The following is a 22,120-nucleotide window of genomic DNA, read 5'->3' as shown; positions in this document are numbered from 1 at the left end:
GAGATGACGAACCCACGGCGGCTGGACGGGAAGACGGCGGTGGTCACGGCGGCCGGTCAGGGGATCGGGCGCATGGTGGCCGAACGCCTCATCGCCGATGGCGCGACGGTCCATGCCTCGGACCTGAACGGCAAGCTTCTGGAAAGCCTTGAAGGGGCGCAGACCACGACGCTGGACGCCACCGACCACGACGCGGTACATGCCTATTTCGCCGGACTGGGCCAGGTCGATTGCCTGGTGCACGCGGTGGGATACGTTCATCAGGGCACCATTGAGGAATGCGCGCCCGCCGATTGGCAACGCTCGCTGAACATCACGCTGACCTCGGCCTATAACGTGATCGGCGCCACGGTGCCGCAGATGAAGGCGAAGGGCGGCAGCATCGTCGCCATCGCCTCGGTCGCGAGTTCCATCAAGGGATATCCCAAGCGGGTGGCATACGGCGCCGCCAAGGGCGGGGTGATCGGGCTGATCAAGGCGGTGGCGGCCGACCATATCGGCGACAAGATCCGCTGCAACGCGGTCTGCCCCGGCACCGTGGACAGCCCCAGCCTGCGCGAGAGGATCGACGAACTGGCCGAGAAGATGGGCAGCCAGGACGAAGCCTATCGGTTCTTCATCGAGCGCCAGCCCGCCGGACGTTTCGGCAAGCCCGAGGAAGTGGCGGCACTTTGCGCCTTCCTGTGCAGCGACGATTCCAGCTTCGTAAACGGACAGGCGATCAACGTGGACGGTGGCATCACCATCTGAACCGGGCCGTATCGCGGTGCGCGTCAGCCAAGGCCCTTGGTCATGCGGGCGCTTGCCGCGATCTGCAGGGCCAGCACGCCCTCCGGCTCAAGCGTTGCCTTGGTCTGTTCAAGATAGGGCACGGTCAGCGCCGCAAGGATCTTGCCCTGCTGGGAATGCACCGGAACCGAGATATTGCTGAGCCCCGAAACCGTCAGGCTTTCGCGCATCTCATAGCCCTGGGCGCGCACCCGTTCGAACCGCTCCTCAAGGGCTGCGCGCGCCGCCGGCTTGACGAACTTCAGCCGCTGCTGGCGTTCGACCTCGGATGAAAATGCAGCGATCACGACACCCGAACTGGTTTCGAACATGTCGAAACTTGATCCCATCCGCACGCTGTAACGCATGGGCAGCGGGCTTTCGCGGGTGGCGACAACCGTGATCTCGCGCACTTCGGCCACGGCCAGGTGACAGGATTGCCGCGCCCGGCGCGCCAGCGCGTCCATTTCCACCCGCGCGACCTGAACCAGACGTTCCACCGGGGGAAAGCGGTTGGCCAGTTCGAACAGGCGCAGCGACAGGCGGAACCTGTCGTTGGATTCATCGCGGCTGACCACCCGCCGCTGTTCCAGTGCCAGGACGATGCGATAGATTTCACCGACCGACCGCTCAAGCCCGTCGGCGATGGCCGTGATCGAGACGCTTTCGCCCTGTGAGGCCAGGAATTCGATGATGTCCACGGCCTTGTCGACCGCCGGAGAGCTGTACTCGGCCCGTGCCCCGGCCTTCCTGGGCTTGGCCTCTGTGCTGCGCGCTTGGTTCAAGGCAGAATCCCGTGCTGGTTTCGGTGGCGTCCGGTCCGTCGTTTCCTAGCATCGCGGACCACACCGGGCAATTCGCCATGGCCACACGCATAACGCGAGCTTAGCACGGAATTTTTTACAAATAAAAATTGTTTTGCATATTGGGCGATTATGTGTCCCACTAGACGCAACGTCACGGAAGCCGCCGCGCCTGCAAGGGCAGGCAGGGAAACGTCCGGTCGTGGTTGGCCGGGAACCAACAGGGAGGATTTGAACATGAGCTATCTTCGCAATCTGGGGGGCATGGTCGCGCTTGGCTGTGCCGTCACGGCAGGCAATGCCGCCTTCGCACAGGACTACGCGTTCCGTCTGCCTCACGTAACCTCGGCCAGCGAACCGATCCAGGAGGGGCTGGAGCATTTCGCCAAGCTGGTCGAAGAACGCAGCGACGGACGCATCACGGTCAGCGTCTTCCCCGGCGGGCAGCTTGGCACCAACCAGGAGATGTTCGAACAGGTCCGCCTTGGCGCGCCGCTGATCATCCTGGCCGACCCCGGTTATCTTTCGGACTACGTTGCCGATTTCGGCGTGCTGAACGGGCCCTACCTTCTGGATGAACCGGGCGATTTTTCCAAGATCCTCGCCTCGGACTGGTTTTCGGGCATGACCGACCGCGTGCGCCAGGAAAGCGAATTCGAGCTTCTGTCGCTCAACTGGTTCTTCGGCGATCGCAACGTGATCTCGAACCAGCCGGTGAAGACGGCCGATGATTTCGACGGGCTGACCATCCGCGTGCCGCCCAACGTCATGTGGATTGAAACCTTCGGTGCCCTCGGCGCCCGTGGCGAACAGATCGCCTGGTCCGAGGTTTACGGCGCCCTTGCCACCGGTGTCGTGGATGCGGCCGAAGCGCCCCTTGGTTCGATCATCGGGGCCAGCCTTCAGGAAAACGCCAAGACCATTTCGATGACCGGTCATTTCTATTCCTGGATCGGCCTGATGATGAACAAGGATCTCTACGCCGGGATGCCCGAGGATCTTCAGGACATCCTGCTTCAGGCCTCGATCGACGCGGGCGATTTCATGACCGACCTCGTGCAATCCAAGCAGGCCAAGCTGATCGAACAGCTGGAAAGCCAGGGCGTGACCTTCGTGACCGATGTCGACCGCGACAGCATGCGCGAAAAGACGCAATCGGTCTACGCGGCCTTCCCCGACTGGACGCCCGATCTTTACAAGACCGTGCGTGAAATCCTCGACTGACATGGACGGATCGAACAAGATCCAGGGTGAGGCCCGCCGAAAAGGCGGGCTTCGCTACCTTCTTCTTCGCTGGGAGGAGGTGCTGGCCGCCCTCGCGCTGATCGTTGTCGTGGGCAGCGTGGGCTTTGGCGTGATCAGCCGCCACGTCATGTCGTCGGCGGCGACATGGACGGTCGAACTTTCGACCCTTGCCTTTACATGGGCGGTCTTCTTCGGTGCCGCGGCCGCCTTTCGCCGCGACATGCATGTGCGTATCGACCTGCTGACCAACCTGATGCCACCGCGCCTGCACCGGCTGACCGGTTTTGCGGTGAACCTCCTGATCCTCGGCTTTCTCGGCTACACGCTTTATTACGCGGTGCAGCTTTCGATCAGTTCGGCCGCGCGGCCTTCGCCCATCCTGCGGATTCCCTTCACCTGGGTCTATGGCGCGGTGGCGGCTTCGGTCGCGTCGATGGTCGTGCATCAGATCGCGGTGATCCTGAAACCTGACACCACGCGGGGCGCCCCATGATGACATTTCTTCCGGTGCTGGTGATGCTGGTGCTGATGGCGCTGAACACCCATGTGGCCTTTGCCATCGGGATCGCCGCGCTGACCTTCTTTTTCACCGCCCAGGGCGTGCCGCAGGAAATCTTCATCCAGCGCATGGTCAGCGTGACCCAGTCCTTTCCGATCCTGGCCGTGCCGCTGTTCATCCTTGCCGGCATCCTGATGAACCATTCGGGCATGACCCGCCGCATGATGGCCCTGGCCGACAGCCTTGTGGGCCACATGGTGGGCGGGCTGGCGCAGGTGAACGTGATCCTCAGCGTGCTGATGGGCGGCATGTCGGGATCGTCGAACGCCGATGCGGCGATGCAGGCCAAGATCCTGGTGCCCGAAATGGAGGCCAAGGGCTATGGCCGGGCCTTTTCGGGTGCCGTCACCGCCACGTCATCGGTCATTGCGCCGATCATTCCGCCGGGCATCGGCATGGTGATCTATGGCTTCCTGGCCGATGTCTCGATCGGGCGGCTGTTTCTGGGCGGCGTCATTCCCGGCCTGCTGATGGGGGCCGCGCTGATGGTTGTCGTCACGCTGGTGTCGCGGCGGCGCGGATACCTGCCCGCGCGCGAGGCGCCGGCCACCGCCCGCGAACGGGGTGCCGCGCTCTGGTCCAGCCTCTGGGCGCTTGGCCTGCCGGTGGGCATCATCGGCGGCATCCGTTTCGGCATCCTGACCCCGACCGAGGCCGGGGCCATCGCCGTGATCTATGCGCTTTTCGTGGGCTTTGTCGTCTATCGCGAAATGAAACTGGCCGATCTGCCCGCCATCCTGTCGGATGCGACACTCAGCACAGCGGTGATCATGCTGATCATCTGCGCCGCGCAGGCCTTCGGTTTCTACATGTCGTGGGAGAGGATCCCCACCATCGCGGGGCAGGCCCTTTTGTCGTTCACCGAAAACCCGGTGCTGCTGCTTCTGGCGATCAACCTGTTCCTTGTCCTCGTGGGGATGCTGGTGGAGGGCACCGCCGCGCTGATCATCCTGACGCCGCTCTTGGCGCCGCTTGCGGCCTCGGTCGGGATCGACCCGGTGCATTTCGGCATCGTGATGGTGGTCAACCTGACGATTGCCGCCGTGACGCCGCCGGTGGGCACGCTGATCTATACCACCAGCACGATCATCCGCTGCGATATCGGGTCGTTCGTGCGCGAATCGCTGCCCCTGCTGGCGGCGCTCTTTGCGGTCTTGCTGTTGATCAGCCTGTTCCCCGCAATCGTGCTGTTCCTGCCCAACCTCCTGATGAGCTGAGGCGGCCCGGTTTTCGGCAAGCGACCGGCAGCGCCGCCACGGCGCTGCCGAACCCGTCAGTGGATCAGTTCCCGCGGCAGCCAAAGCGCGATCTGCGGGAAGGCGATGACCAGCGCCAGCGCGATCAGTTGCAGGATCACGAAAGGGATGATCCCGCGATAGATATCCTGCAACCGCACACCCTTGGGCGCCACGGCCTTCAGATAGAACAGCGCAAAGCCGAAGGGCGGCGTCAGGAACGAGGTTTGAAGGTTGATCGCGATCATGATCGCCAGCCAATAGGTGACCTCGAACTTGTCGACATGGCCATCAAAGGTCATCTGCGCGAAGATGGGCGCAAAGACCGGCAGCACGATCAGGGTGATCTCGATCCAGTCGAAGAAGAACCCCAGCACGAAGATCAGCGCCATGATGACCAGAAGCAGCCCCCAGTCGCCCAGCCCCAGCGCATCGACCATGCCGATGATCAGGTCGTCGCCGCCAAGGGCGCGGAAGATATAGCTGAACAGCGTCGCGCCGATGAAGATGCCGAAGATCATCGCGTTGGTCTGGGCCGTGTTGTCCACCACCTGCCGGAACGACTGCCAGAACCCTTTCAGCGGGCTGACCTGCGGGGTTTCGGGCTGCGGCGCGGTGTCGAGGGTGAAATCCTTCACCCCCAGCCAGGGCAGGATCACGAGGTTGACGAAGGCCAGCAGCGTCGCGCCAAGGGCGCCGATGCCCGCCGCCTCGGTCGGGGTGGCAAAGCCGCCGACGATCGACCCCAGCACCAAAACGATCAGGATGACCGGCGGCACGAAGCTGCGCACCACCATCACCGCAATCGGCCCGGCCCCCGTCGGTCCCACGTCGCGGGGCAGGGGCGGGGCCAGCTTGGGGTTAATGGCGCAGCGCACGACGATATAGACAACGTAAAGCCCGGCCAGCATGACGCCCGGCACCACCGCCGCCATGAACAGCGTGCCCACCGAACGCGACAGAAGGTCAGCCATGATGACCAGCATGATCGAGGGCGGAATCAGGATGCCCAGGCACCCCGAGGCGGCGATGGTGCCGGTGGCCAGGCCGGTGTCATAGTTGCGCTCCATCATCACCGGCAGGGCCAGCAGCGTCATCATCACCACCGAAGCGCCGATGATGCCCGTGGTGGCGGCCAGCACCGTGCCCATCAGCGTCACGGCAAGGGCCAGGCCCCCGGGCACGCGGCGCAGCAGAACCGTCAGGCAGTTCAGCATGTCGCGCGCCACACCCGAACGTTCCAGCATCATGCCCATGAAGGTGAACATCGGAATCGCCGTCAGGATCAGGCTTTCCATGATGCCGCCGAAGATGCGCGAGGGCAGGGTCGAGAACTGGATGAACAGGAAATCCCCCGTCCACATCCCGATGAACCCGAAGGCCAGCCCGACTCCGCCCAGCACCCAGGCGACCGGAAAGCCGGAAAACAGCAGCACGGCCAGCGCGCCGAACATGAAAAGGGGCAGCATTTCCGACATCAGTTCTCTCCGCCCAGGGTTTCGGCCTGCATCGAGGCGGGAAGTTGCCCGGCGATCCCCGCGACCGCCTTGATGAACACCGACAGTCCGGCCAGCCCCAGAAGGACGAACATCACGATCAGCCCCCCCTTCAGCAGCCAGATATCGCTGAGCCCGATCTGCGATTTCGAGGTTTCGCCGGTGGACCAGGCCCGCAGCGCATAGGGCCAGGACAGCCAGGCGCCCAGGATCGAATAGGGCACCAGCATGACGGCGCAGCCCACCGCCTCGATCCAGTAGCGCAGGCGCAGCGACAGGTTTTCGCGCAGAAGGTCGATGCGCACATGGGTCTGGCGGACATAGGCCGCCCCCACCACCAGCACGATTGCATAGCTGTGCAGCCAGTATTCGCTTTCCTGAAGTTTCGTGGAATTCAGCCCGAACACCTTGGGCACGCCCAGGTAACGGGTCACGACATCATAGAAGACAACCAGGATCAGCCCGACGATGCACCAGCCGCCGATGACGGCAGACCAGCCGAGAAGGCGGTCGATGCCGCGGGAAACCGTGAGAAAAGCGCGCATGTGCGGACCCTTGTGAAAAACGAATCGGGCCGGCGCCTTGCAGGCACCGGCCCAGGTCGGACTAGTCGAGATAGCCCAGTTCCTTCCAGACCGCGTAATCCTTGCGGAAGGCCTGAAGCGCGTTCCACACCCGGTCGAAATCGGGGTTGGCGGCGGCTTCCTCGGCGGCCACTTCCTCCCAGGCGGTGCGATATTCGTCCAGGATCTCGTCGGACCAGCGATGCAGGGTCACGCCCTCGGCCTGCATTTCCTGCAGCGCCTTGAACTGGATCGCCTCGCCTTCCGAGAATTGCCAGGCCGTCGTCGCCTCGCAGGCGGTTTGCAGGATGGCCTGCTGCTCCTCGGTCATGCCGTCCCAGCGGGCCTTGTTGACCAGGATTTCCTGAACCGTGGCCTGCTGGTGCCAGCCGGGGAAGTAATAGTGCTTGGCGATGTTGTACAATCCGGCGCCCTGATCGACGGCGGGCATCGAGAATTCGGTCGCGTCGATGGTGCCACGCTCCAGCGCGGGATAGATGTCACCCCCGGCCAGAAGCTGCGTGTCCACGCCCATCTTCTGCATGACCTGCGCACCGGGGCCGAAGAAACGCATCTTCAACCCGGCCAGATCGGCGGTCGAGGTGATCTCTTCACGGAACCACCCCGAGGCCTCGGGGGCGACCATGCCGCAGACCATCCCGTGCACGCCAAGGGGGTGATAGATCTCGTTCAGAAGCTCCTGTCCGCCCCCGTGCCACATCCAGGCCAGGTATTCGCCCGCTTCGGGGCCGAAGGGCACCGACGAAAAGATGTTCAGCGCCGAGTTCTTCGAGGCCCAGAGGCCCGAAACCGAAGACCCCATGTCGATCGAGCCGCTGGCGACGGCATCGAAAATCTCAAGCGAAGGCACCAGGGCGCCGGGTTCGAACAGCTTGATTCCCAAGGCATCGCCACCGATGGCGTTGACGGTGCTTTCCAGCCGTGCGCCGGCCTCGCCCAGCTGGGTCAGGGTGCGCGGATAGAAACCCGCCATGTTCAGCGTGACCTTGTCGGCCATCGCGGGGGCCGCAAGGGCAAGGGTTGTGGCAACTGCTGCCAGATAAGTCTTCATGTCTTCCTCCCGTTAAGTGGGGCGAGCGGCAGTGACCGCGGCACCCTTGGATCAATCTTTAGCTTGACCGCGATGGTGGCGTCAACAATAATGGAATGGTGTTCCAATGAACGGAACAATGACTGGAGGGCCCGATGAACGACATTTCCGCGATACCGGCAGGCGAAGCCGCCGACGCGACCATCCTTCCGTTCCCGGATCTGGAAGAAGACGGGGCGCAGATCGAGGTGCGGGACGGCATCGTCCGCCTTGTGGGGGCGCGGTCGCAATCCTCGGGCGTCGCGGCCTTTCCGGCGCGGCCCGTCTGCCCCGAAACCGGCGCGCGCGACATGGCGCCCGAACATTTCGGCCCCGACGCAACCCTTTATTCCTTCTCGACGATTCACGTTTCCGCCACGCGCGAAGTGCCCTATTCGCTGGGCTACATCGACTTTCCCGAGGGGCTGCGCGTTCTGGCGGTGGTCCGGGGCGAATCGCTGGCCTGCGACATGCCGGTGACTCTGCGCGCCGATGGCGATGACTGGTGGGCGGAGGCGCGGGCATGACACAGGCGGTCATCATCGGCGCGGGCATGATTCCCATGGGCAAGCATCGCGCCTCAAGCTATCCGGGCCTTGCCGTGCCCGCCGTCCTGCGGGCGCTGTCCTCGGCCGGTCTTGCGCCTGCCGATATCGGGTCGGTCACCTGTGGTCATGCCTTCGGTGGCATGCTGACCGGTCAGCGCATCGTCAAGGATCTGGGCATCGGCGGCGTGCCGGTGGTCAACGTCGACAATGCCTGCTCCGGCGGTGCGACGGCGCTGCATCTGGCCGCCCGCGACATCGAAGAGGGGCGCACCGACGCCGCCCTCGTGATCGGGGTCGACAAGCTGACCCAGTTCGGCGGCGGCACCCTGCCCCTGGTCGAGGAAGACCCCGAGGTGCAACGCGGCATGGTGATGCCCGCGCTTTATGCCATGCGCGCCCGGCGTTACCTGCACGAAAGGGGCGAAACCCCGGACATTCTGGCGCAGGTCAGCGTCAAGGCCCGCCGCCATGGCGTGGCCAACCCCTTTGCCCAGTTCCGCAAGCCTGTCAGCGCCGAGGAGGTTCTGGCCTCGCGGCCCATTGCCGAGCCGCTGACCCTGCTGCAATGCTGCCCCACGGGCGACGGCGCGGCGGCGGTGGTTTTGGTCAGCGAGGCGCGGCGCCGCCGGATGGGCGTTGCCGGTGCGCGGGTTGCGGCCTCGGTCCTGCATTCGGGCAAGGCGACCACCGGCTTTCGTCACATGCTGCGCCCGGAAATCACCGTGCACGGCGCAAAGGATGCCTACGAGGCGGCGGGTTTCGGCCCCGAATCCCTGGACATGGTCGAACTGCACGACGCCTTCACCATCGCCGAACTGGTCTATTACGAGGCGTTGGGCCTGTGCCCCGAAGGGGAATCGGCCGCCCTGTTGCGGGACGGCGCCACCACCTATGGGGGCAAGGTGGTGGTCAATCCCTCGGGCGGGCTTCTGGCCAAGGGGCATCCGGTGGGCGCATCGGGCGTGGCGCAGGCGGTCGAGGCGTTCTGGCACCTGACCGGCCAGGCCGGCGCACGCCAGATCGACAGCGCGCGCACCGCGCTGACCCATGTGACCGGCGGCGGCATTTCCGGCATGGATCACGGCGCCTGCACGATTCACCTGCTTGAGGCCGTGGCATGAACGACGGCGACGACACCAAATCCCCGACCGGCACCGCCCAAAGGGTGCTGAACATGCTGGTCTTCCTGGCCGATTCCGACGGCCCGGTATCGGTGCGCCATGCCGCTGACAAGCTGGGGCTTGCGCCGTCCACGGTGCATCGGCTGCTCAACCTGCTGGTGGATGGCGGTTTCGCCACCCACGATCCGCAAACTTCGACCTATTCGGTGGGCCCGCAGTTCTATCGCGTCGCGGCACGCATCACCGCACAGGTCAGCCCCTCGACCATCGCGCTGCGCGCCATCGGCAAGATTGCCCAGCGGTACGACGAAACGATCCTCTTCGCGCTTTACATGGCACGCGAGCGGCGCATCAGCTTTGCCGCCCGCGCCGACGGGCAGAAGCGGCTTTTGTACCGGATCGAGATGAACACGCCGCTCAGCATGGTCTGGGGGGCATCGGGCAAGGCGGCGCTGGCCTACCTGCCCGAAGAGGATATCGTGAAGATCCTGTATGAAGAGGGCGCATCGCCCGCCACAGGGCAATCCACGCCCGACCGCGAAACGCTTCTGGCTGAACTGGCGCAGATCCGCCAACAGGGCTTTGCCGTCTCCCACGGCGAAAAGCTTCCTGATGCACTGGGGATCGCGGCGCCGGTCTTTGGCCCCCAGGGCATTCTTGGCACGGTCTGCATGACCATGCCGCGCGACAGGGCGCCCGACGTGGCGCCCGCCGAACTGGGGCAGGAGATCGCGGTGGCGGCAAAAGAGCTGACATTGCAACTTGGGGGGCGCATGCCATGACGCAACAGGCAAGCCAAACCGGTCAGGCCCCGCTTTCGGGGCTGAGGGTTCTCGATCTGACCACCTTCCTGTCTGGGCCGTTCTGCACCCAGATCCTGGCCGATCTCGGGGCCGACGTGGTGAAGCTGGAGCCGCCCTCGGGCGACAGCAGCCGCCACATCCCGCCCTATTTCGTGGACAGGGACAGCGCCTATTTCCTGGCCAGCAACCGGTCGAAACGGTCGGTGTCCGTGGACATGAAGCACCCCGAGGGCATCGCCCTTGTGCGGCGCCTGATCGGCACCGTCGATGTGGTGGTCGAGAATTTCCGCCCCGATGTGCCCGCCCGCCTTGGGCTGGACATCGCGGCCCTGCGCAAGCAGCACCCGGGCCTGATCTGGGCCTCGATCACCGGCTTCGGGCTTGAGGGGCCCTGGGCCAACCGCCCGGCCTATGACATGATCGTCCAGGCCCTGTCGGGGGTCATGTCCCTGACCGGCGAACCCGAGGGCAAATCGGTTCGGCTGGGCATTCCGGCGGGCGATACGGTGGCCGGCCTTTACGCCGCGGTGGCGATCAATGCCGCGCTGGTGCAGCGCGGGATCACCGGGCAGGGGCGGCACATCGACGTGGCCATGCTGGATTGCCAGCTTTCCATGCTGTCCTATCAATCGGCCTATGCGCTGATCGGCGGGGCAAAGCCGGGGCGGCAGGGGGCGGGGCACGATTCGATCCCGACCTACCGCACCTTCACCGCGGGCGACGGGCGCGACATTGCCGTGACCGCGAACACCGAAAAGATGTGGAAGGGGCTTTGCGCCGCCCTGGGGCGGTCCGATCTTGTCGATGATCCGCGCTTTGCCGACGGTCCATCGCGCCTTGCCAACCGCGTCGCGCTCTGGGCTGAACTGGAGCCCGCCTTCCTGGCCCGCAACGGCGAGGAATGGGCCGACCTTCTGACTGAACACGACGTGCCCAACGCCCTGATCCGCACGGTGCCCGAGGCCCTGGACGATGCCCGCCAGTCCGGGCGCGGCATGATCGTGGAACTGGCCGAAGGGGTCGACGTGGTGGGCAGCCCGATCCGCATGGGGCAGGGCGTGCCCGCCCCGGCCGGGTATCCCCCCGCCCTGGGAGGCGATGCCGAAAGCGTGCTCTCCGACTGGCTTGGCGCCGCCTCGGCCGAGGTTGACGCCATGCGCAAGGCCGGTGTTCTGAAGGAACGGGGCCAGTGAGGGCCGACATCAACGGCATGCAGACCCGCTGGTTCGACAAGGGCGCGGGCCGGACGCTGCTGTGCCTGCACCCGCTGGGCCAATCGGCTGAATTCCACGCCGGGCTGGCCGATGCGCTGGGGGCGGGATGGCGGGTCGTCTCCTACGATCAGCGCGGACATGGCGCGGCAGCGGGCCAACCGGTGCGGGATTGGGCGCAACTGGTGGAGGATGCCGAGGCTGCTGTTGCGCAACTGGACGGGCCGGTGCATCTGGCGGGGTTCTCCATGGGCGGCGCGGTCGCGGCCGATCTTGCCGCCCGCCTGCCCGGGCGCTTCGCCAGCCTGACCCTGGCCGCCACCCCGTCCGAGGGCAGTGCGCTGTTTGCCAGCCGCGCCTGTGCCGTGGCCCATGGCGGCATCGCCGGGATCGAGGCAGAGACCGTGCAGCGCTGGTTCGGCGCCTCGACCGACGAGGCGGCCATCGCCCGCGCGCGCGCCGCATTGCACCGCCTGACGCCCGAGGGGTTCGACGCCGCCTGGCGGGCCTTTGCCACCTTTGCCGGTTACGGCGCGGTGACACGCCCCTGGCCAGCGACGCTGGTGCTGTCCTTCGGCGACGATCTTTCGACGCCCCCCGCCGTTCTGGATCACATCGCAGCCACCCTTGAAGGGGCCGGGGTTGCGGTGCAACGGGCCAATGTCGATGGCGCGGGGCACATGGGGCTTCTGGAACAGCCCCAGGCCGTCGCCACCGAAATCACCGCCTTCATCGAGGGGATGACATGAGCAATTCACTGACAGGACGTGTCGCCATCGTCACCGGCGGCGGTTCGGGCATCGGGCGCGCCAGCGCCGAGGCCCTGCTGGCCCAAGGCGCCGTGGTGGGCATCCTCGACCGCGACCTGACGGATCTGCCCGAAGGCGCCCATGCCCTGAAGGCCGATGTGACCGATCAGGGCGCGGTAAGCGCTGCCATCGACGGGTTTTGCGGGACGCATGGGCGCCTTGACGTTCTGGTGAACAATGCCGGGGTCAGCTTTGTCGGCGGGATCGAGGACGGAACCGAGGACGACTGGCGCCGGGTCTTCGACATCAACGTCTTCGGGCAGATGCGGGTGATGCGCGCGGCCCTGCCCTGGTTGCGCTGCTCTAACGCTGCTTCGGTCATTGTCATGTCGTCCTGTTCGGCGCTGAACGGCATTCCCGAACGCGCGCTCTACTCCGCCTCGAAGGGGGCGGTGCAAGGGCTGATGCTGGCCCTTTCGGCCGATCTGGTGGGCGAGGGCATCCGCGTGAACGCCATCGCCCCCGCCACGGTGGACACGCCCTTCATGGGCCAGATCATCGCCCGCGCCGACCACCCCGCCGCATTGCGCGCCAGTCTCGACGCCCGCCAGCCCACGGGCAAGATGCTGGACCCCGCCGAAATCGGCCATGCGGTCGTCTATCTTGCCAGCCCCGCCGCACGTTCGACCACCGGCACCACGATCGAGGTCGACGGCGGCATGGGCACCATCCGTCTCAGGAAATGAAAGAAGGAAAACGCGAATGAGCCATACGTTCAACATCACCCGGTCCGGCAACCGGAAACACAAGATCGCCGTCATCGACGGGCCGAACATGACATCGCTGGGCAACCGGTCGAAGCAGGTTTACGGCACCATCGCCTCGCTCAAGGATCTGCAGGATTTCGTCACCGGTTTCGGCAACGACCTGGGGGTCGAGATCGAAACCTTCGCGTCGAACTATCAGGGCGCGATCCTGGAATTCATCCACGAAAGCGCGCATCGGGTCGATGGCTATATCATCAATCCCGCCGGAGCCACCACCATCGGCGAGGCGATCCGCCACGCGCTGCAGGACAGCGAACGCCCGGTGATCGAGGTGCATTTCGCCAATATCTCGGCCGAACCGGCCATGCCCCGGGGACTGAACAGCGGCAAGCTGATCTCGACCTTCACCCATTCGGCCACCGGCATGTGCATGGGGATGCGCCAATACAGCTATTCCGGCGCGCTGCTGGCCATGGTCCAGGCGCTGGACGACGCGACCTTCCTGGGCGCGCAGGACTGAACAGAGCGGCGCCACGCCAGCCACGGCCCGGGCGTGGCCCTTCACAGGGGGCCGAAATGCGGAGGAACGACATGAAACACACATTCCTGAAAACGATGACGGCGCTTGCGGTCGGTGCGATGCTGAGCGCGGCACCATTGGCCGCGCAGGAGCGCGAGCTGACATTCTCGACCATCATGGTGCCGGAAGATCCGATCGCCAAGGGCGCACGGCTGTTCTCCGAGCGGTTGGGCGAACTTTCGGACGGCAAGCTGAAGATGACCGTCTATGACAGCGGTCAGCTGTTTTCCCAGGGCGCGGGCGGCGATGCCCTGGCGCGCGGCCAGGTGCAGCTTGCCGATACCGGCATGTCCAGCTTTTCCGAGCAGGTGCCCTATTCGGGCATGTTCATCTCGGCCTATATCTTCGAAAGCGTCGAACATGCAGAACGCTTCTGGAACAGCGACGTGGCCAAGAAGATCTTCGACGAGATCGCGCAAAAGGCCAATGTCCGCATCCTGAACGGCATGGTCTATTACGGCACCCGCCAGCTTTCGCTGAGCAAGAACGTGGACCGCACGGTCATGACCCCCGAGGATCTGAAAGGCGTGAAGCTGCGGATGGCGAACTATCCGTCCTGGATCGCCCTGGGCGAGGCATTGGGCGCCGATCCGACGCCGGTGGCCTTCAACGAAACCTACCTGGCGATGCAGACCGGCACCGTCGATGGTCAGGACAACGGGCTGACCGTCAGCAAGGCCATGGGTTTCGTCGAGCAGACCAAGCAGCTCGTCCTGACCGATCACCTGGTCTGGAACCTGCACTATGCCATCAACGAACAGGTCTGGCAGTCGCTGAGTGACGAGGAAAAGGGCTGGGTTCAGCAGGCCGCCGACGAGGCGCACGCCTATGCCAGCGACCTGATCAAGCAGGGCGAACAATCGCTGCTGGATGAATTCAAGGCGATGGGAATCGAAATCGTCGAGCCCGACAAGGAAGCCTTCATCGAGCACGCCCGCGCCTATTACGAAAGCCACCCCGAAATCACCGCGCAATGGGACATGGAGATTCTCCAGGCCATCCGCGACATGGCCGACTGATCCGGCCCGATTTCCCCACCGCGCGCCCATTCCGTGGCGCGCGGACCTTTCCCCATTTTCACAGGAACGCACCGCGATGGATGACACCGCGAAACACCGATGGCTGAAGGCGGGGCGCTTTGCGCTCGACCTCATCGAAAAACACCTTCCCGCGGCGCTTCTGCTGGGTATCGTGACGGTATTCCTGCTTCAGATCATCTGCCGCTATTTCTTCCGCTCGCTTGCCTGGCCCGAGGAAATGGTCGGTTTCTTCTTCCTCTGGCTGGTCTGTTTCGGCGTCGGCTATGCCGAGCGTGACGAACGGCTGATCCGGTTCGACATGATCCACGAACGCCTGTCGGTCCGTGGCAAGCGCATTTCCGACGTGATCGGCCACACCATCCTTCTGGTGGCGCTGCTGGCCCTTGTGGTGCCGTCGATCCAGTACATCAGCTACATGAACTTCCGCTCGTCCTTCGTGCTGCCCATCAAGATGAGCCTGGTCTACGCGCCCTTCATGGTTCTTCTGGCCGCACTGATCCTGCGCTTTGCCGCCCGCATCCTGCGCGACCTGCGTGAATTGCGCGCCGGCCCACCCTATCCCCCGCGCCACCTGCCGGGCGATCACACGGACAACGTAGAAATGGAGCGCGGATTGTGAGCATCGCATTCATCGTATTCGTGGCGGTTTTCGTCGTCACCTTCTGTATCCGCATGCCCATTGCCATCGGCATGATGGCCGCCTGCGTCTTCTATTTCATGATCGAACCCGGCCCCGCGACCACCATCGAAATGGTCACGACCCAGTTCGTCAGTCAGCTTCACGTCAAGTTCGTGATGATCGCGATTCCGCTGTTCATCTTTGCCGCAAGGGTGATGAACGAAGGCGGCGTGACCGACCTGATCTTCAACTGGGCGCTTACGCTGGTCGGGCGGTTCAAGGGCGGCATGGGGCATGTGAACGTCGTCGCCTCGCTGATTTTTTCGGGGATGTCGGGCGCGGCCACAGCCGATGCTGCCGGGCTGGGCCTGATGGAGATCCGCGCCATGCAGAAGCGTGGCTATGATGACGGGTTCGCCTGCGCCATCACCGCCGCCTCGGCCACCATCGGGCCGATCTTTCCGCCCAGCATTCCGATGATCCTCTATGCCACGCTGTCGGGGGCCTCGGTCGGGTCGCTTTTCCTTGGGGGTATCGTGCCCGGCGTTCTGCTGGCGCTGTTCCTGATGGCCTACGTCGTCTACATCGCCCACCGCCGCAACTATCCCAAGGAAACCGTGAAGATCACGGTCGTGCAATGGGTCCTGATGACGCTGAAGGCGCTGCCCGCGCTGATCACCCCGGTGATCCTGCTGACCGGCATCTACGGTGGCGTGTTCACCCCAACCGAAGGCGGAGCGATCGCCGCCGTCTGGGCCGTCTTTGTCGGCATGGTGATCTATCGCAACATGGGGCTGCGGCGGCTTTGGGTCGTGCTGGTGGAATCGGCGGAAATGACGGCCATCGTCGCGGTCAAGATCGGTGCCGCCTTCGCCTTTTCCTTCATCATCTCTTACGAACAGGTGTCCCAGCACCTGACGGCGCTGCTGCTGGATTTCTCATCCTCCAAGCTGATGTTGCTGTTGCTGGTCAACCTGGCCTTCCTGGCCCTGGGCATGATCATCGACACCATGGTGCTGCTGATCGTCTTCGTGCCGCTGGTCATTCCCATGGCCAACGCCTTTGGCATCGACCTGGTGCATTTCGGGGTCGTGCTGATCCTGAACATGATGATCGGGCTTTCGACGCCGCCGGTGGGGGGGCTGCTGTTCATCACCTCGGCGGTGTCGGGCGTGCCGCTGCACAAGATCATCAAAGAGATCATTCCCATCGTCGGCGTGATGATCGTCGTTCTCGTGCTGGTCACCTTCATCCCCGAACTCGTGCTGTTCATCCCCAGCATGAGCGCCAACTGACACTTCAGGAGTTTCCATGAACGAACCGACCCTCGCCACCCGCGTCGCCGCCGATGGGCACCGGCTTGAATACGAAGACGGACGCCCGTTCTTCTACCTGTCCGACACGGCCTGGACCCTGTTCTGCGACCTTGACGAAGCCGACACGCGCACCCTGTTCACGGACCGCGCCGAAAAGGGGTTCACCGCCGTGCAGGCCTGCGTCTTCCGCGACCTGTTCGAACCCAACACCGCCAACGTCGCGGGCGACCGCCCCTTTGCCAGCGTAGAAGACATGTATGCCGTGCGGATGAACCCCGCCTGGATCGACAATGTGGTGGCGATGACCCGCGCGGCGGCCGAACACGGGCTGATCATGGCACTGCTGCCCACCTGGGGCGACAAGTGGAACGCGCATTCCAACTCGGCCGGGCCGGTGATCATGGATGCCGAAAAGGGGCGCGAATACTGCCGCTTCCTGTCGGATGCCCTGGGTGATTGCGACAACGTGATCTGGGTTCTGGGCGGCGACAGCCCGATCCTGGAGCAGGAGCAGGCCGCCACGATCCGCGCCATGGCCGAAGGCATCCGCGCCGGGGCCAGCGGCAAGCGGCTGGTGACCTTTTATCCCAACGGGCTGGGGTCGTCCGAGATCTTCCACAGCGAGGCCTGGCTGGATTTCAACGCCCTGCAAACCAGCCATTACAAGCCCAACGTGCCCGGTTACACCTATGTCGAACGGTTGTTCCGCACCTCGCCCAGGAAGCCGGTGATCGACATGGAGCCGAACTATGAGGCGGCGCGCATGTTCGTCTTCGGCCAGCGCACGCCCCATCACACCTTCACGAAGGGCGCCCGCGCCTTCCTGCCGCAGTTCACCGCCTATGACGTGCGCAAGTCCTATTATCGCACGGTTCTGGCGGGGGCGGCGGGGTTCACCTATGGCCACGATTCCATTCGCCAGGTCCTGCGCGACGGCGACCGCCCCCATGCCTGGGACGAAGGCGGGCTTCCCGATTGGCGCGAGGCCCTGTCGGCGCCAGGTTCGTCGCAGCTTGTGCTGCTGAAGGATCTGTTGGCCGATCTGGGACAGGGAAGGCTGGAGCCGGCGCAGGAGTTGTTCGTCCCTTTCCGACAGGAAGCTGCCTGGCCCGACCGCATGGCGATCGGGCTGGAGTTTGCCGGTCAGACCAACCTTGACCCGGCGGCCCATATCCGCGTGGCGCGCGATACGGGCGGTGAATGGGTGCTGGCCTATGTGCCGGTACGCAACATCGTGACGCTGGACCTGTCAGGCATGGACTGTGACCGGATCGAGGTGCGGATCATCGACCCCGAAAGCGGCGCCGACCAGCGCCGTTTCACCCAGGATCGCGAAGACCGGCTCATGCTCCTGCCCGACCGCGATCTCGACAGCCTGATCGTGATCCGCAAGGCCTGAACCATAAAAACGGAAAGGGGGGCAAACCGGCCCCCCAGATGTATCAAACCTGTCGGTTAAATTCCCGCCAGGGGGTTATTCGCCCGGTGCGACGGCGCGATAGGTGACGATCGGCCATTCATCCTGGCGCAGGGCGGTCATGGCCAGCCAGATCACGTTCTCACCGATCCGCGCGCGGCACCAGGGGCCGTCGGATGCGGTCAGGCACTGGTTGACCCGCACTTCGGTGCCCTGGGCGATATTGCCGATGGTTGCCGCGTCGCGGCGCGGCTGGGCGCGGGCGTTCAGATTGGCCAGCGTGCGGATGGTCGCGACCGGCGGTTCGCCCGCCATCTCGGGAATGGAAAGATCGGATTTTTCGGCACAGTCCTGACCGAACCCCAGGTAATAACACTTGTGCTTGCGCAGGGCCGCGGCGATCCGGGCGCTGTTTCCGTCGCCCTGGGCGCGTTCGATCACAAGGCTCGTGCTTGAGCCACTCAGTTCACCGGTGATGCGGAACTGGTTTCCGCCCATCACCGCCAGCACATCCTCTCCTGCGGAAAGAACGATCTGGCCCTGGTTGATCAACCAGCTATCGGCTGTCGACAGCGGTGCCGCGCAGCCCTTTGTCACGGCAGGCAGAAGATCGTCCTTGCGTTCCTTGGAAAGGGTGATCGCGCAGACGTCACCGTCCTGCCGCTGGGACGGTTCGAAAACGTACCATTCGCCCCCGAAGGCATTGATGAAATCCTGTTCGGTCTGGGCGGCGGCGCCCTGGGGCAGAAGGGTGGTTAGGGCAAGGGCGAGGGCGGATAGCACTGAACGCTTCATACGGCGGTTCCCGGTTACTTGTTGGATCACTTGGCCTGGCCGAGCGTGACCGTTGTCGATCCGATGGAAACCTCTCCGTCCCAAAGTGTCAACGTCACCTCAAGCGTGACATCCGGGCCAGCCGACAGCCGGGTCGAGGCGACGATGTCGGAACTGCCGGCGCTGACCGCGATCTCGCCACCCTGCGAGGTGTTCACAGTGCCCCCGGCGCCGGATTTGGCGATGGCCAGCCTTGCCGTCACCGTTCCCTCGGCCAGACCGGTCACCCGGCCCGAGATCGACAGCATGCCGTCTTGAGGCTCGATATCGATTTCGGGAAGGGCCAGAACCGTGTCCTGCGCCTGTGCCGCCGGGGACAGCGCAACGAGGGCTCCCAACAGGAGGGCACGCAGCATCGAGGGGCCGATCACGGGTTCAGCGTGGTCTGGTTGATGATGACCGTGCCGCCGTTGGTGATGACCGAAGGCGTCGAAACGATATTGTTGCCGGTCTGGGTCAGCGTCACGTTCGCATCCGCACCGGTCACGGTCAGACCGGTCGAGTTGTTGTCGCCATCCTGCGTAAGTTGAGCGCGGGCATTGCGGCCGGTCACGTTGACGCTGCCATCGTTGTTGTCGCCGAACTGTTCAAGCAGGCCGGTGGCATTCGCGCCCGATACGGTCAGCGTGCCATTGTTGCCCAGACCGGTCTGCGTCAGAATGCCGGTAGCCAGAAGACCCGACAGATCGACCGCGGCACTGTTGCCCGGCCCGTTGCCCGTGGCCACCTGGTTCAGCGCGACTTGGCCGCCGACATTGGCGATCGTAATCTCGGCGGTGTTACCATCGCCCTGCTGGGTTGCCGAAGTCTCGCTTCCGATGGCGCCGCTGATCACCGAACCCGAGGCCAGCGATTGATCGACGAAAAGAGTGTTACCCACGGCAGGCGCAAGGCTGTTGTCCTGGGAAATGAAAAGCCGGTTCCCATCTGCCATCCCTTGCGAGGCTATCAGAGCGAAGCCTGCGAGCGCGGCAGAAAAGCGCATCGACGGAAATGACATGGATACACCTCTTTAATCAAATAAGTATCGGAAAGGTATCACATGCTCTGATTGATAGCCACAAAGTTGTTGGTGCCCTGCTGGGTAAAGACGGCGCGATTGTTGAAACCCGCCTGGATGACGGCAGCCTGGTTCGCGATGCCGGAAATGGCGCCGGAAACATGGTTCGATCCGCCGCTCTGGCGAATGGCAAACAGGTTTCCTAGGCCCGAAACCTCAAGCGAGGCGAACTGCGATTCGCCAGTCTGTTCAATCGTTCCGGGGGCGATGGGCAGAAACCAGCGTGGCGTTGCCGAAAATTCTTCGGTCGGGGCACCATTGCCGCGCCCGGAAATCGTAACGCGCGCACTGTGTCCGGCGCCGGGGGATTGAGCGATGGAAAGGATATTCATCTGGCCGGTATTGATGATTTCCAGGATGTTCGCATTGTTTTCCGGATCCGCGGCGGCCGCGCCGGAAAGCGAGGTGAAAATGGCCAGGGCGCCAATTAGGCGGGCGGCGTAATTCAATTTAAGGTTGTATTGTGTCATGGCGCCCTCAACTTATAGTTTTTTCTGCTACAAGGCTAGGGTCGCATTCAAATCCGGCCCCAATACGGAGCCTTTAAGGTCAGTTGGGGACGGGATGAGGAAACAATGTGGCGATAGCGAAAATGAAAAGGGGTGGCTGCTGGCCACCCCCGGATCATGTCATCCGACCGTTTCGCCGGTTTCCGCCGCGGGCGGCGGCGGTGGCGCGGGTTCCGCCGGTTGCGGGGCAGGCGGCAGGCGCCGCTCGATCACCTTCTGGGTCACGCGCCGCGGGGTTTCGCGCCGGGCCGGGCGGGTCTTGACCGTGCGCGCGGCATTGGCGGTTTGCGGCAGGACGACAGGCTGGGCCGTGCCCGGCGGGTTGCCGCGATACTTCTGCGCGCGATAGTTGCTGATGAACACGCTGCCCGAAGCGGGATGGGCGAAATCCCAGATGCCCAGTTCGGCCCCCTCGGCGATCAGGGCCATGACGGCCTTTTCGATGGCCTGTTCCACCGCCAGCTGCTTTGGCTCGTTGGCGGCGACACCGGCTTCGGCCTCAAGCAGTTCGTCCAGCGCGACATAGCGGAAGATCGAGCCGCGATCCGAGATCGAGGCAATCGGCTTGCGCACCACGACGCTGGCCAGAACCTCGCCCGTGTTGGTTGAAACGGCGCGCAGGGACACGGTGACGATATCAAGCTTCCACTTCCGGTCGCCGCCCACGCCAAGATAGCGCGCGCCATAGCCACCGGTCATCGTGTTGCTGTCATAGCCGATGATGCCGCCCTGAAGGATGATTCCGGAATGATCCAGCGGGGCAAGGGCATCGGGGTTCACGTTCTGCTCGCCCCGGTAGATGCGGCGCATCTCGGTGACGATCTGGCGTTCGCGGATCAGGGATTCGAGGTTCGAACGGTCAAGAACCGTGAACCAGCGCCGCTCTCCGGCATCCTGAAGTGCCTTGATCAGCATCGGCGCGCCACCCTGGCTGACCGCACGCGACAGCGATTGCACGTTCGCCGGCTCCTTGTACTGGCCTGTCAGGTCGGGGAAATCATAGACCGACACGGTGATGCGACGGGCCGGTGCCGGAACTTCGCGCAAGGCGCGGTTCTGCGGCGTGATCTGGCTGAATTCCGCGGGGTAGGGGCCTTCGGACAGATCGGTCAGCGTGGTGCAGGCGCCAAGCCCGACCATCAGCCCGACCGCCGCCATGGTATTGAAGGTACGCTTGATCATCTATTCGTTCCTCGACTTCGAATTTCCTGGCCCGCGGGCCCGATTGGCAGGCGCACTCAAGAGCCGCCCGTCACCAGCTGAGGCACGATGATCTCGGTCACTGTCCCGTCGAGCGAATCTGCGATGACCAGCCGGATGCTGTCAATGGAGCGGTCAAAGGAAACCGTTGTCGTTCCGAAGGTCACGATACCGGAATCCTGGGGCGTATCCCCGAAGATTGCCGAAGTGACCTGACCGGCAAGCGCCGACAGAAGCCGCCCTTCCAATTGGCGGACGAATAGATCGGCATCGGAAACGCCCGGCGTTTCGCCACCGCCGCCGGTGCCGTCGCCATTGCCGCTGCCATCATCGGCGTCGCGGGCGGTGGCATCGCGTTGTGCGTTGGCAATGGAAAGAAGGTGACTGGAGTTCAGGCTGTTTCCGCCGAAGGACGGATTGATCGGCGTATAGACCAGATCCTGTGCCAGTGCCGGAAGGGCCAAAACCCCCAAAGCCGAGGCCAGCGCGATCCGCCGACAGCATACGTTATATATAGTCTTCATCCTGTCCCTCTTGCCCCGCGTCTTCCTGGGCGGCTTGTCGGCCGGAACTGCGGGTAAAAAATC

The 22,120-nt window shown here is 64.2% G+C and carries 25 protein-coding genes; 15 read left to right on the top strand and 10 right to left on the bottom strand.

The features are described from left to right. Nucleotides 1-3: 3 nt before the first annotated feature. On the top strand, nt 4-750 hold the full coding sequence (locus H7828_RS11445) for an SDR family oxidoreductase (protein ID WP_226781170.1): 747 nt from the start codon (nt 4-6) through the stop codon (nt 748-750). Nucleotides 751-773: 23 nt separating this feature from the next. Here the strand turns inward: H7828_RS11445 and H7828_RS11440 are convergent, their stop codons facing one another. Further along, entirely contained in the window at nt 774-1,553 is a 780-nt protein-coding gene (locus tag H7828_RS11440; protein ID WP_226781169.1) for an IclR family transcriptional regulator, read from the bottom strand. Nucleotides 1,554-1,808: 255 nt separating this feature from the next. On the opposite strand from H7828_RS11440, the gene H7828_RS11435 reads away from it, so the two are divergent. Genes H7828_RS11435 through H7828_RS11425 form a run of 3 tightly spaced genes read left to right on the top strand, consistent with a single transcriptional unit; the run spans nt 1,809 to nt 4,592 of the window. After that, nucleotides 1,809-2,795, top strand: a complete 987-nt coding sequence (locus H7828_RS11435) for a C4-dicarboxylate TRAP transporter substrate-binding protein (protein WP_226781168.1) — start codon at nt 1,809-1,811, stop codon at nt 2,793-2,795. Further along, on the top strand, nt 2,779-3,309 hold the full coding sequence (locus H7828_RS11430) for a TRAP transporter small permease (RefSeq protein ID WP_226781167.1): 531 nt from the start codon (nt 2,779-2,781) through the stop codon (nt 3,307-3,309). Before H7828_RS11435 ends, H7828_RS11430 begins: the two co-directional genes overlap by 17 nt. Further along, nucleotides 3,306-4,592, top strand: a complete 1,287-nt coding sequence (locus tag H7828_RS11425) for a TRAP transporter large permease (RefSeq protein ID WP_226781166.1) — start codon at nt 3,306-3,308, stop codon at nt 4,590-4,592. Before H7828_RS11430 ends, H7828_RS11425 begins: the two co-directional genes overlap by 4 nt. 56 nt (nt 4,593-4,648) lie before the next feature. On the opposite strand, the gene H7828_RS11420 is transcribed toward H7828_RS11425, so the two are convergent. From H7828_RS11420 to H7828_RS11410, 3 genes are all read right to left on the bottom strand, one after another. After that, complete coding sequence (locus tag H7828_RS11420) at nt 4,649-6,088, bottom strand: TRAP transporter large permease (RefSeq protein WP_226781165.1); 1,440 nt, start codon at nt 6,086-6,088, stop codon at nt 4,649-4,651. Beyond that, nucleotides 6,088-6,651, bottom strand: a complete 564-nt coding sequence (locus tag H7828_RS11415) for a TRAP transporter small permease subunit (RefSeq protein WP_226781164.1) — start codon at nt 6,649-6,651, stop codon at nt 6,088-6,090. Before H7828_RS11415 ends, H7828_RS11420 begins: the two co-directional genes overlap by 1 nt. 61 nt (nt 6,652-6,712) lie before the next feature. After that, on the bottom strand, nt 6,713-7,741 hold the full coding sequence (locus H7828_RS11410) for a TRAP transporter substrate-binding protein (protein ID WP_226781163.1): 1,029 nt from the start codon (nt 7,739-7,741) through the stop codon (nt 6,713-6,715). 134 nt (nt 7,742-7,875) lie between these two features. Here H7828_RS11410 and H7828_RS11405 point away from each other — a divergent pair, with 134 nt between their 5' ends. From H7828_RS11405 to H7828_RS11355, 11 genes are all read left to right on the top strand, one after another. After that, complete coding sequence (locus H7828_RS11405; RefSeq protein ID WP_226781162.1) at nt 7,876-8,286, top strand: Zn-ribbon domain-containing OB-fold protein; 411 nt, start codon at nt 7,876-7,878, stop codon at nt 8,284-8,286. Continuing rightward, nucleotides 8,283-9,428: a thiolase family protein gene (locus H7828_RS11400; RefSeq protein WP_226781161.1), complete on the top strand. Its 1,146-nt coding sequence runs from the start codon at nt 8,283-8,285 to the stop codon at nt 9,426-9,428. Before H7828_RS11405 ends, H7828_RS11400 begins: the two co-directional genes overlap by 4 nt. Next, the gene (locus H7828_RS11395; RefSeq protein ID WP_226781160.1) at nt 9,425-10,210 is read left to right on the top strand and encodes an IclR family transcriptional regulator; all 786 of its coding nucleotides are present in this window, start codon (nt 9,425-9,427) and stop codon (nt 10,208-10,210) included. Before H7828_RS11400 ends, H7828_RS11395 begins: the two co-directional genes overlap by 4 nt. After that, on the top strand, nt 10,207-11,424 hold the full coding sequence (locus H7828_RS11390; protein WP_226781159.1) for a CaiB/BaiF CoA transferase family protein: 1,218 nt from the start codon (nt 10,207-10,209) through the stop codon (nt 11,422-11,424). The genes H7828_RS11395 and H7828_RS11390 overlap by 4 nt, the downstream gene beginning before the upstream one ends. Then, complete coding sequence (locus H7828_RS11385; RefSeq protein ID WP_226781158.1) at nt 11,421-12,191, top strand: alpha/beta fold hydrolase; 771 nt, start codon at nt 11,421-11,423, stop codon at nt 12,189-12,191. The genes H7828_RS11390 and H7828_RS11385 overlap by 4 nt, the downstream gene beginning before the upstream one ends. Further along, entirely contained in the window at nt 12,188-12,937 is a 750-nt protein-coding gene (locus tag H7828_RS11380; RefSeq protein ID WP_226781157.1) for an SDR family NAD(P)-dependent oxidoreductase, read from the top strand. Before H7828_RS11385 ends, H7828_RS11380 begins: the two co-directional genes overlap by 4 nt. A 16-nt stretch (nt 12,938-12,953) precedes the next feature. Then, nucleotides 12,954-13,478 carry a type II 3-dehydroquinate dehydratase gene (locus H7828_RS11375; protein ID WP_226781156.1) on the top strand — a complete coding sequence of 175 codons (525 nt, stop codon included), beginning with the start codon at nt 12,954-12,956 and terminating at the stop codon, nt 13,476-13,478. 71 nt (nt 13,479-13,549) lie between these two features. Beyond that, on the top strand, nt 13,550-14,557 hold the full coding sequence (dctP, locus tag H7828_RS11370; protein WP_226781155.1) for a TRAP transporter substrate-binding protein DctP: 1,008 nt from the start codon (nt 13,550-13,552) through the stop codon (nt 14,555-14,557). Between the two features lie 76 nt (nt 14,558-14,633). Then, nucleotides 14,634-15,197, top strand: coding sequence for a TRAP transporter small permease (locus H7828_RS11365; RefSeq protein ID WP_226781154.1), 564 nt, complete (start codon nt 14,634-14,636; stop codon nt 15,195-15,197). Then, entirely contained in the window at nt 15,194-16,492 is a 1,299-nt protein-coding gene (locus tag H7828_RS11360) for a TRAP transporter large permease (protein ID WP_226781153.1), read from the top strand. Before H7828_RS11365 ends, H7828_RS11360 begins: the two co-directional genes overlap by 4 nt. 16 nt (nt 16,493-16,508) lie before the next feature. After that, nucleotides 16,509-17,912 (top strand): glycoside hydrolase family 140 protein, encoded by a 1,404-nt coding sequence (locus tag H7828_RS11355; RefSeq protein ID WP_226781152.1) that lies wholly within the window; start codon nt 16,509-16,511, stop codon nt 17,910-17,912. 75 nt (nt 17,913-17,987) lie between these two features. Here the strand turns inward: H7828_RS11355 and H7828_RS11350 are convergent, their stop codons facing one another. From H7828_RS11350 to H7828_RS11325, 6 genes are all read right to left on the bottom strand, one after another. Next, nucleotides 17,988-18,725, bottom strand: coding sequence for a hypothetical protein (locus H7828_RS11350; protein ID WP_226781151.1), 738 nt, complete (start codon nt 18,723-18,725; stop codon nt 17,988-17,990). A 26-nt stretch (nt 18,726-18,751) separates the two neighbouring features. Next, complete coding sequence (gene csgH / locus H7828_RS11345) at nt 18,752-19,120, bottom strand: curli-like amyloid fiber formation chaperone CsgH (protein ID WP_226781150.1); 369 nt, start codon at nt 19,118-19,120, stop codon at nt 18,752-18,754. A gap of 11 nt (nt 19,121-19,131) precedes the next feature. Next, nucleotides 19,132-19,644: a hypothetical protein gene (locus tag H7828_RS11340; protein ID WP_226781149.1), complete on the bottom strand. Its 513-nt coding sequence runs from the start codon at nt 19,642-19,644 to the stop codon at nt 19,132-19,134. Nucleotides 19,645-19,802: 158 nt separating this feature from the next. Beyond that, nucleotides 19,803-20,294 (bottom strand): hypothetical protein, encoded by a 492-nt coding sequence (locus H7828_RS11335; protein WP_226781148.1) that lies wholly within the window; start codon nt 20,292-20,294, stop codon nt 19,803-19,805. Nucleotides 20,295-20,453: 159 nt separating this feature from the next. Next, entirely contained in the window at nt 20,454-21,515 is a 1,062-nt protein-coding gene (locus H7828_RS11330; RefSeq protein WP_226781147.1) for a CsgG/HfaB family protein, read from the bottom strand. 56 nt (nt 21,516-21,571) lie between these two features. Beyond that, entirely contained in the window at nt 21,572-22,057 is a 486-nt protein-coding gene (locus H7828_RS11325) for a curli assembly protein CsgF (protein ID WP_226781146.1), read from the bottom strand. Nucleotides 22,058-22,120 lie beyond the last annotated feature (63 nt).

Origin of the sequence: Oceaniglobus trochenteri, from assembly GCF_020529025.1 — a bacterium.
GTDB lineage: Bacteria > Pseudomonadota > Alphaproteobacteria > Rhodobacterales > Rhodobacteraceae > Oceaniglobus > Oceaniglobus trochenteri.
Note: the sequence above shows the minus strand (reverse complement) of the source record. Positions and strands in the feature narration are given on the sequence as shown.

Bases quoted from the DNA above. Each gene is read 5' to 3' on its own strand.
- H7828_RS11445 (WP_226781170.1), top strand. From the start codon at position 4: ATGACGAACCCACGGCGGCTGGACGGGAAGACGGCGGTGGTCACGGCG.
- H7828_RS11435 (WP_226781168.1), top strand. From the start codon at position 1,809: ATGAGCTATCTTCGCAATCTGGGGGGCATGGTCGCGCTTGGCTGTGCC.
- H7828_RS11425 (WP_226781166.1), top strand. From the start codon at position 3,306: ATGATGACATTTCTTCCGGTGCTGGTGATGCTGGTGCTGATGGCGCTG.
- H7828_RS11420 (WP_226781165.1), bottom strand. From the start codon at position 6,088: ATGTCGGAAATGCTGCCCCTTTTCATGTTCGGCGCGCTGGCCGTGCTG.
- H7828_RS11415 (WP_226781164.1), bottom strand. From the start codon at position 6,651: ATGCGCGCTTTTCTCACGGTTTCCCGCGGCATCGACCGCCTTCTCGGC.
- H7828_RS11410 (WP_226781163.1), bottom strand. From the start codon at position 7,741: ATGAAGACTTATCTGGCAGCAGTTGCCACAACCCTTGCCCTTGCGGCC.
- H7828_RS11405 (WP_226781162.1), top strand. From the start codon at position 7,876: ATGAACGACATTTCCGCGATACCGGCAGGCGAAGCCGCCGACGCGACC.
- H7828_RS11400 (WP_226781161.1), top strand. From the start codon at position 8,283: ATGACACAGGCGGTCATCATCGGCGCGGGCATGATTCCCATGGGCAAG.
- H7828_RS11395 (WP_226781160.1), top strand. From the start codon at position 9,425: ATGAACGACGGCGACGACACCAAATCCCCGACCGGCACCGCCCAAAGG.
- H7828_RS11390 (WP_226781159.1), top strand. From the start codon at position 10,207: ATGACGCAACAGGCAAGCCAAACCGGTCAGGCCCCGCTTTCGGGGCTG.
- H7828_RS11380 (WP_226781157.1), top strand. From the start codon at position 12,188: ATGAGCAATTCACTGACAGGACGTGTCGCCATCGTCACCGGCGGCGGT.
- H7828_RS11375 (WP_226781156.1), top strand. From the start codon at position 12,954: ATGAGCCATACGTTCAACATCACCCGGTCCGGCAACCGGAAACACAAG.
- dctP (WP_226781155.1), top strand. From the start codon at position 13,550: ATGAAACACACATTCCTGAAAACGATGACGGCGCTTGCGGTCGGTGCG.
- H7828_RS11365 (WP_226781154.1), top strand. From the start codon at position 14,634: ATGGATGACACCGCGAAACACCGATGGCTGAAGGCGGGGCGCTTTGCG.
- H7828_RS11355 (WP_226781152.1), top strand. From the start codon at position 16,509: ATGAACGAACCGACCCTCGCCACCCGCGTCGCCGCCGATGGGCACCGG.
- H7828_RS11350 (WP_226781151.1), bottom strand. From the start codon at position 18,725: ATGAAGCGTTCAGTGCTATCCGCCCTCGCCCTTGCCCTAACCACCCTT.
- csgH (WP_226781150.1), bottom strand. From the start codon at position 19,120: ATGCTGCGTGCCCTCCTGTTGGGAGCCCTCGTTGCGCTGTCCCCGGCG.
- H7828_RS11335 (WP_226781148.1), bottom strand. From the start codon at position 20,294: ATGACACAATACAACCTTAAATTGAATTACGCCGCCCGCCTAATTGGC.
- H7828_RS11330 (WP_226781147.1), bottom strand. From the start codon at position 21,515: ATGATCAAGCGTACCTTCAATACCATGGCGGCGGTCGGGCTGATGGTC.
- H7828_RS11325 (WP_226781146.1), bottom strand. From the start codon at position 22,057: ATGAAGACTATATATAACGTATGCTGTCGGCGGATCGCGCTGGCCTCG.